This is a genomic window from Rhizobium azibense, from assembly GCF_004342325.1.
GTDB classification, from domain to species: Bacteria; Pseudomonadota; Alphaproteobacteria; order Rhizobiales; family Rhizobiaceae; genus Rhizobium; species Rhizobium etli_B.
The window spans coordinates 1-8970 of record NZ_SMBJ01000030.1 but is presented as its reverse complement, the minus strand read 5'-3'; the positions used below and the strand labels follow the sequence as shown (position 1 = coordinate 8970).

The following is an 8970-nucleotide window of genomic DNA, read 5'->3' as shown; positions in this document are numbered from 1 at the left end:
CCGGCCGGTTCCCGGCCACTTGCCTGCTCAGGGGACAACCCCGACGCTGCGTTCGCCTCAACGACTTGCTGGTACTGCCGAAGCCGCTTGAAAGAGATAGTGTGTTTTCCCATGTCTTCGGTGAAGTCTTGGTAATCTTTTTTCAACGACCATTGCTGCTGATCACTGCCGTTGAGCCGGCTCGCTATGCTCTCCCTACCCCTGGTTTGCAGCCAATCACTAAACTTTCGTTGATTGCTGGCCAGTCTCCAGACGACTCTCCTCTGCGAAGTCGAGTCCGGTCGGAGCTTACTCAGCTCTTCGTTGGCGAAGCTATCAATCATGAGGGCGTCGTCGGGATGGGGATCATGCTGTTTCAACTGCGACTCAGCGCCTAGATACTGCCGCAGCCGATCGAGACTCACGTTTATTTTTACTTCAACGTTAGTAGTAAATTCCCTAAAATCGTCCTTCAACGACCGTTGCTGCTCATCACTGCCAGTCAGGCGACTGCTTATGCTCCCCCGACCATTCTTTCGGAGCCAATTACTAAACCTCCGTTGATTGCTGGCCAGATTCAAGACGCCTTTCCTCTTGGAAGTCGAGTCCGGTCCGAGCTTGCTCAGCTCTTCATTGGCGAAGCCATCAATCATGCGGGTGTCGTCGGGATAAGGATCATGCTGTTTCAACTGCGACTCAGCGCCTAGATACTGTCGCAGCCGATCGAAACCCACGCTTATTTTTACTTCAACGTTAGTAGTAAATTCCCTAAAATCGTCCTTCAACGACCGTTGCTGCTCATCACTGCCAGTCAGGCGACTGCTTATGCTCCCCCGACCATTCTTTTGGAGCCAATCACTAAACCTCCGTTGATTTATCGCCATATTCTGGACAACTTTCCTCTTGGAAGTCGAGTCCGGTCCGAGCTTGCTCAGCTCTTCGTTGGCCAAGCCATCAATCATGAGGGCGTCGTCGGGATAAGGATGATGCTGTTTCAACTGCGACTCGGCGCCTAGATACTGCCGCAGCCGATCGAAACTCACGACCACTTTTCCCTCGGCCTCGGTAAATTTCCTAAAATCCTCCTGCAACGACCGTTGCTGCTGATCAGTACCCGTGAGTCGGCTGACTATGCTCCCCCTACCCTCCCTTTTGAGCCAATCGCTAAACTTTCGTTGGTTACTGGCATTTTTCTGAGAAATCGAGACCGGTCCGAACTTACTCAGCTCTTCCTTGGCCAAGCTATCAATGACGCGGGCGTCATCGGGATAGGGATCATGAATTCGGCGGCCCATCAGGCGCGGCCCAGCTCCAACGGCTTGGAGTTCTTGCCCCTCAGGTCCGAGCCTCCTGAAATGAGACAGCGCTGAGTTAAGACGGTTCTGATCGTCCTCACCGCTTGCCCAATAATCCGCGATATCAACGGCTAGTGAATCTGGATCGTTTAAAAACCGAGAAGCCATCGAATCTCTGTTTGCTGCTCGGAGCCAACGAGCGAACCTCCTAAGAATCCCTAAATTGTTCTCGACGGTAGCCTCGGGAACCCTTCCGTCCCCTCGGCCGATGCTACCGTCGGGTAGAATTTCGTAGTTTCGGACTGCTTCCGCGAACTGGTTGATACGGGTCTCGTCATCAGGATGCATGTCTCGGTCGGCGGGGCGACCACGCTTGCGAACCTTGGTTGAGGCCACGTGAGTCTCCGTTGCGGCATCGACGTCTTGCTGCCCCGAACCCCTCTCCGGCGCCAGCGACTGCGGCGTCACTCGCATCGAACCGCCCACGGAACTGCGACGCGGCACACGGTCGCCGGCGTCACTATCGTGCGAACCGAGGCGCAAGTCGGTCGGATCCTGTTCCATCTCTCGGCTCTCTGAATAGTAGTCGTCGATCCAGGCGTCCGTCTCGAAAGCTCCGGTCACGTCTTCGATCCACCCACTTACTTCGCGAGAATCGTCATCGCGCGGCTGGTTCCGTCTTGGGTACATCGATGCCGGTCCTCCGGAAATCAAATTTGGAACCTCGATCCTAATGCCTGCCGGCCGCCGCCCAGCATGCTAAACCCAGATCCAATCATGCCCTCAAGGCATGGCCGAACGCTATATGGCGACGGCCTGCCGACAATCGTCTGCACTCGACCATCAGGCCGGCGTAAGCGCTCTCCCTCTCGCACCTTGACCACTAGGTTTATGCCGTTTCGAATAGCGTCGCCATGTTCGAGACGGAGCTTCGCGCCGATTGCAGTTATGCTGCCCGTTGACCACTGAATGACGTGAGATCGAAATCATTACTTGGTCGCGGCTCATCTGCTACCAGCTCCAAAAAAATCATCCTTAGTTAGCACAAAGCCGATCGGCCGGCCTTTCGCCGATAGGCCGTAGATGTCCAGGTGGATCACTCTGGAAGACACGCTTAGATGAATTAAGCCAAGGCAGCCGCGTTCTCAACTTCGCAGTCAAGGGCTCATCGGTGATTTCAATATCAAGCCGCTTAAAAACTACACCAGGGAAGCGCGTCCCTAGCTTTGCGGGATCGATCTCGTAAACCGTTTAGGATTCCCTTTATCGGCAAAGGCGACAAAGGTGGGTAGCTGACTGTTGTCAACATTATACGGTCGACGACCTTTGGCGATCCGCAGTGTATCGAAGTCAGCGGGTGCCAAACTTCCAACGCTGTTCTTAACACCGAACGTACGCAGTACGTTAAATTCATAAATATTGTAAATTATGCTACCGCTTGGAGGCCTGCGGATCGGCAGGATATATACGGTGCCTTTGCCCCCAAGATCGAAGATCAAAGCCTCGCCGTAAAGCCGCGTGGTGCCCCCATTGCCGATCAGACTCTGTGTCACCTTCGAATAGGAAACTTCCATGACTGATGAACTTTCGACCGGCCGCCCGTCGACAGTGGCCAAAGCGATCACCTTAAAACGGACCGTTGCACTCTCGCCCTGGCATCCCATGAGCGGAAGCGAAACCAATGAGGCAATGAGCGTCCTTCGAGTATACGGCATTGATCAGACGAGGCGCTCCGAGATGGAAGCACACTATTAAGCGATTCCAGTAAGAGATCACTTAACGGCTCAGCATCGCATCCAGCCGTAAAACATCTGTTGCAGTCTTCACCGAGCAGCTTGCATATGCATAGGCGGCGACATCAAGACCAAGGACCATATACTTTAGATTTTTGAATGATCGCTGCGGGCCGACAGACGCCTTTACGCACCTATCACCCTGCCGGGTAATTCCACGGCAGGAGACCCTCAATCTGGCTCTGCTTGTGGCCGTTAACGATGGCGGTGAGCGTGCTGGTCAAATACGCAAACGGATCGACGGCATTGAGCTTGCACGTCTCGATCAGCGAGGCGATGGTCGCCCAATTCTCAGCTCCGGTGTGATGACCAGCGAAGAGAGCATTCTTCCGGTTTAGCGCCGGACCTGAGTCATTGTGCACTCCCTCTTTAAGTATCTGTAAACATTGGAAGCGTCTCCGTGTCGGGAATGCGACACGGGCGGCCCTTTCGGGCTATCGCGGCTTGGACGGTCGCCGAAGTCAGGTCGCTGGCCCGGATTTGATACGGCGCGCCGGGAACCACCTGCTCGGCAGACAACACGTTCGTGTTGATCAGGTGGCGTATTCGGTGGTTGGTCACGCCCAAAACCGCCGCAGCTTCTGTCATGGTCAGCCATTCGCCATCTTTGCCGGCTGATTTGTACGCGTGGATCGCGCGGACGCGCCTTACAGAAGCGACCCGGTGTGCGGTCCAGGTTTTTCCTTGCCCCGTGGGCATTCCCATTCGATTGAGCGAGGCGGCGATATGTTCATCGGACCAGCGTCCTGCCATGCTCCGCATCACTGCCAAAGCATCTTCCGTTGTGGCGCACCCGTGTTCCCCCGTCTGGGGCTTGCGAACCTTGAGCTCCGAATGCTGACCGCCTTTCCAGTGGATGGTCAGCACCACGTCGCGCACCTCATCATCAACATCGACAACGATGTCGGCGATCAATGTACGCAGCAGTTGCTGGCGCACGCGCATGGTGACATCCGGCGACTCCCAGGCCGCCTGCAGATTGTCGGCGAGGTTTGCGAAAGTGCCTGGGTCAACTTCGATGGTTGAAGGACTTTCGGCAGGCCTGCGCACTTCCAGATCACGGACGCGGCGTAGCGCCGTTTCCCAATTCTTCTCAAGCTGTGCAGCTATCAGGCGGTTGTCGGGATCGCATGCCGCATAGCGGCGCTCGGCGAGGCTAGCCTCGTAGCGGGCCTGTTGTCGCTCCAAATCGTGAATGTGGCGCTGGTCTTCCTGTCGCTCCCGATGCATCCGCTCTGCTTCAAAAGTCGCCTCGATCGCTAATGGTTCTACCGCGCGCAACAACTCGCGCGCAACCGCCGCATCGACCTTCGAGCCGCCGAACGTCATGCAACGGGGCAAGCCCATCATCAGATTCTGTTTGTAGCAACGATAGACAGGGCTTTGCGGATTGCCCGTATAGGCAACACTCAGCCGCCGCCCACACCGTCCGCAAGTTAGGAGACCCGATAATAATGCTTTGCCGCCACGGCCCGATTTAGTCCCACCCGAGCGGCCATAATTATTGAGCGCCAGTTGCTGTTGGTTACGCTCGTATTCGTCCCAACTGATGTAACCTTCGTGATGGTCCCGGATCATCACCTCCCAGGTACCGACGGGCTTGCCGTGCCCGTAACTGCGCCGAGCTCGTCCATCGACGATGGCAGTCCGCTTCTCGCTCTTCCCATAGACGTAAACGCCGGCGTAGAAAGGGTTTTTGAGGATGCCGATCACATTGCGATAACGGACTGGGATCCATACGAAGTTGGTCATGCGCCCTTCATCCCTGGGCCGAGGGAAGTGAATCTGATCTTTCGTCATCGACAGCAGCACCTGGCGCGCGCTTCCAAGCTCGTGGAAGCGGGTGAAGATGGATCGGATTACCTCTTGCAGACGCAGATCAGGATCGAGCCCGAGCCCGGCCTCGCGATGCCAGATGTAGCCGAACGGAACGGAAAGTCGCAATTCGCCACGGCGCGCTTTGGATCTGGCGGCATCGAGCATGCGGGCTCTCAGCACGCCCAATTCGAACTCGCTGATACTTCCCTTCATGCCTAATAACAGACGGTCGTTGGGCCGGCACGGATTGTAGACGCCGTCGTGGTCTATGACGCGGGCTTCAACGAGGCCGCATAGTTCGAGCAGATGGTGCCAGTCGCGGCCGTTGCGTGCGAGCCGTGAGGCGTCGAAGCAGAAAACGGCACCAACTTTGCCGGCGCACAGTAGGGCGACAAGACGATCGAAGCCGGGGCGCGCGACCGTTCCGCTGGCAGAGCGACCCAGGTCGTCGTCGATCACCTCGACGTCGCTGAAGCCGCGTTGTCGCGCAATGTCAACAAGATCATACTGCCGTCGCTGGCTTTCCAGATTGGTTATAACCTGCGACTGCGTGGATTGCCGCACATAAACGACGGCCTTGCGCGCGAGCAGCGCTGTCGGAATCAAATCAGTGCTGGTCATCGTTGAGCTCCTCGACGACCAGACCGGCCGCCTGCATCAGCAGGCAAGCCAGAGTTGCTACCGCCTTCTTGCGGTCCTTGTCGCTCACTCCGTCGAGCGTCCGAGGTTTGAATATCAGGTCGAGCTGCCGGCGTGACGCCGGCACCAGCGTATTGCGGGATCTCATCGTCTTCCTCCTGAGTGATTCTACGTCCACCTCGGAAGAGTGCAGGCTTGTCGCCGCCGGTGACCAGCCTGTTCAGTTCGATCAGCGCCGCAAGATCGACACGTGCAAGACCCATGGTCATGACGCCGCACACCACAGGATCAATCATCCAGCCCGAAATCGAGACCACGACACCTGTCGGCCCCAAAACCTTCAGAAACCGACCCGTCGCTCGTTCTTCGACGCGGCGAATTGAAACCCTCTGGCCAAAATACGGATGCCAGCGATAGTGAACCTCGACTTCATCGCCGACATGGGCAGAATGAACGGGGCATTGCTATCGGTCGGATGGTTCTCTCGACACTGTTGTTGTCGATCTCGATGCGGCCGTCAGCCACAAAGATGCACAGGCCATCCCAGTATTTGGCAATATAGTTGAGAGCCTCGCCAAGTGGCGACTTGCCAGCAACACGCGCACGATGATGAGTGAGCCAGGTCCGCATGTCCGCGATCAGCGGTGCTGATCGTTCTTGCCTTCCCGCAAGGCGAGCTTCGGGATTGAGACCGCGCAACTCAGCTTCGATGCGATAAAGTTCACCAATGCGCCTGACGCCTTCCTCAGCAATGGGCGCTGTGCCAGTACGGGTGATCTCGACCAGCTTGCGCCGCGCATGCGCCCAACAATAGGCGAGCTGAATGTTGGGACCGACGCGGTCCGGTGCAGTCAGGCGATTATATCCGGCGTAGCCGTCAACCTGAAGGACGCCCGCGAACCCCTGCAATATCCGTTCAGCATGCTGCCCGCCACGGCCGGGCGCGTAGGTGAAGGCGACTCCTGGTGGACCACCACCGCCCCAGGGTCGATCATCACGAGCAAGCGCCCAGAAGTACCCGATCTTGGTTTTACGGGAACCGGGATCAAGCACTGGCGCACGGGTCTCATCCATGAACAGCTTCGTGGAGCGCTTCAGGTCGGCAATCAAGGCGTCGAAGACCGGACGCAGTTCGAAAGCTGCCCGACCGACCCAATCGGCAAGCGTGGAGCGGTCGAGATCGATGCCCTGGCGGCTCATGATCTGAGCCTGCCGGTAGAGCGGCAAATGGTCGGCGTATTTGGACACCAGCACATGCGCGATGGTCGCCTCCGTCGGCAAGCCGGCTTGGATCAGTCGTGCCGGAGCCGGAGCCTGCGCAACGCCGTCGGTGCAGGCACGGCACGCATATTTGGGGCGGCGTGTGACGATGACGCGGAACTGCGCCGGGACTATATCCAGTCGCTCGGAGACATCCTCGCCAATGCAATGCAGGCAACCGCCGCAGGCGCAGATCAGGCTTTCCGGCTCGATCGCTTCTTCGACACGAGGAAGATGCTTTGGAAGGGAGCCCCGATTGATCGCGCGCGGCCTGATGGCCCTATTCCCGGTAGGAGTATCCGCCTCATCCTCGGCATGAATTGATGCCATGGCCGTTTCCAAGTCTTCTAGTGCCAGATCGAACTGGTCAGGATCACTCTTCTCGGACTTGCGCCCGAAAGCTGCCTGCCTGAAGGCCGCGACCAGCTTCTCAAGCCGCTCGATCCGCTCGTCCTTGCGGGCCATCTGGGCGTCTTTGCCTGCCTCGCGTGCCTTGGCTGCGATCAGCATCGCCTTCAGGGCAGCCACATCATCGGGAAGATCGGCGGTGTTCAGCATGGCCGGAACCTAGCAAATCCCGCACCCATTTGCCTTTGGAATTAGCCGTCCTGAGTCATCGTGCCGCAGCTATTCGATGGTCTCCGGCGTTCTCGTCTTGACGGCATGAACCCGCCGCCAATCGAGGCCTGCAAACAGGGCTTCGAACTGGGCGTGGGTCAGCGTCATCAGTCCATCCTTGATACCGGGCCAGGTGAAGGTGTGCTCTTCCAGCCTCTTGTAGGCCAGGACGATACCGGAGCCATCCCAGTAGATCAGCTTCAGCCGATCTGCCTTGCGCGACCGGAACACGAAGACCGTTCCGGTGAACGGGTCCTTGTGCAGCTCGTTCTTCACCAGTCCCGCCAAGCCGTCATGCCCCTTGCGGAAATCCACGGGTTTGGTCGCCACCATGATCCGTACGCGGTTCGATGGAAAGATCATGCCGTGGCCGCCAGGACACGCGCGATAACGGCGATCCGGGTGGCAGATGCTCCTTCCTCAAGACGGATGGTGACCGCACCGACGACGATCTCGGCACGGGAGGTCTGCTTGGCGGCTGGCGGCTCCGGCGCGGGAGTCTCGACAACCATGGCCGCGAATTCGACTACGTCCTCCGGCTCAGGCAAAACCAACTTGCCCCGCCGCGCCAGTGTTCGCCAGGATGACAGATGGTTGGCCTTCAGACCGTAGCGTTCCGCCACTTCGTTCACCGTCACGCCCGGTCGAAAGCTCTCCGAAACGATCCTTGCCTTGACCTCGTCAGGCCATTGGCGATGAACCTCACGTCGGCCCCGCCGCGTCGTGAGAACCTCCAACGTAGTCTCCATGGAGAAACTCCTTGTCGCTCGTCCATGGAACGTCGATCACAGATCAGGCGACAGCGAGCAATGTGGGAGCAGAACACCGGTTACAAGGCCGGCACATGGCTTGAGAGGCTCGCCAGCTTGCCGCTTGCCATGCGGAGCCCGCTAAAATTGGCCTTCATTTAAGCAGTTCGAGTGATGTGTTGGACATGCAGCGTGAAGGGTGCCGTCAGAATTTCCGATTCCAACCAATCTTTCCGCCGGCCTTTCTGATTTCGCCGCCTCAGGCAACGGAACCATTGCGGTGTAGCTGCTGACAGAACCCGTTGCGCGCCTGATAGTTATGCGACCTATGGGGCGGCGATCAGGATGAGACGCGCGCGACAATCTGGATGAGATTCTCATGTCGCGGTCGGGATGAAGTTATCATGTTGATTGTCGCTGGCAAGAGCTTCATCGTGGGTCTGATTGCCGCTCCGCGACTAACCGTGCGGTGCCTTTGATTGTCGCGAATGAGGCTGGCCTGCCGCGCCGGCGTTTGACCCCCATGGGTGGAACGTCGTCGATAGCTTTCGACGTTCATTTCGAATGATCGTTGCGTGATGAACAAGTCGGTCCACCGCGGCACCCGCCCGCAGGCATAGTTTGATAGTTGCAGGATACGTGGTCGGCATCGAGTACCCAACTCACACGTTGGCTCATGATCGCTGTATGAAATGCATCCGGCGCCATGGGCGGGTTTCGTCCTGGCCTGAAGCCATAGTAGAACCCGCAAAGGGTAGGCCGTCATAGACGGCACTAAGCACTTCAGCGACCGCGCCAGCATCCTTCGCACCCGAGGCT

General features: G+C 57.8%; 6 protein-coding genes and 4 pseudogenes. 1 reads left to right on the top strand and 9 read right to left on the bottom strand.

Features of this window, described 5'->3' with window-relative positions:
* A pseudogene (locus tag EV130_RS32085) lies at positions 1-1898 on the bottom strand (Ulp1 family isopeptidase); the annotation flags it as partial.
* Between the two features lie 596 nt (positions 1899-2494).
* A complete protein-coding gene (locus EV130_RS32080; protein WP_018247177.1) occupies positions 2495-2848 on the bottom strand; it encodes a hypothetical protein in 354 nt (117 codons plus the stop codon).
* Here EV130_RS32080 and EV130_RS32075 point away from each other — a divergent pair.
* On the top strand, positions 2847-3029 hold the full coding sequence (locus EV130_RS32075) for a hypothetical protein (protein WP_004675977.1): 183 nt from the start codon (positions 2847-2849) through the stop codon (positions 3027-3029). The two genes, EV130_RS32080 and EV130_RS32075, sit on opposite strands and share 2 nt — an antisense overlap.
* 175 nt (positions 3030-3204) lie before the next feature.
* Here the strand turns inward: EV130_RS32075 and EV130_RS32070 are convergent.
* The 7 genes and pseudogenes from EV130_RS32070 to EV130_RS34355 form a co-directional block, all read right to left on the bottom strand.
* Positions 3205-3408 (bottom strand): annotated as a pseudogene (locus EV130_RS32070) (transposase domain-containing protein); the annotation flags it as partial.
* 28 nt (positions 3409-3436) lie between these two features.
* Entirely contained in the window at positions 3437-5506 is a 2070-nt protein-coding gene (locus EV130_RS32065) for a recombinase family protein (RefSeq protein WP_004675975.1), read from the bottom strand.
* Entirely contained in the window at positions 5493-5672 is a 180-nt protein-coding gene (locus EV130_RS32060) for a hypothetical protein (RefSeq protein ID WP_004675974.1), read from the bottom strand. Before EV130_RS32060 ends, EV130_RS32065 begins: the two co-directional genes overlap by 14 nt.
* Positions 5673-5977: 305 nt before the next feature.
* Positions 5978-7342: pseudogene (gene tnpC, locus EV130_RS32050) on the bottom strand (IS66 family transposase); the annotation flags it as partial.
* 69 nt (positions 7343-7411) lie between these two features.
* Positions 7412-7765, bottom strand: a complete 354-nt coding sequence (gene tnpB, locus EV130_RS32045) for an IS66 family insertion sequence element accessory protein TnpB (RefSeq protein WP_018247174.1) — start codon at positions 7763-7765, stop codon at positions 7412-7414.
* A complete protein-coding gene (gene tnpA, locus EV130_RS32040) occupies positions 7762-8151 on the bottom strand; it encodes an IS66-like element accessory protein TnpA (RefSeq protein ID WP_004675971.1) in 390 nt (129 codons plus the stop codon). The genes tnpB and tnpA overlap by 4 nt, the downstream gene beginning before the upstream one ends.
* A gap of 377 nt (positions 8152-8528) precedes the next feature.
* Positions 8529-8753 (bottom strand): annotated as a pseudogene (locus tag EV130_RS34355) (hypothetical protein); the annotation flags it as partial.
* Positions 8754-8970 lie beyond the last annotated feature (217 nt).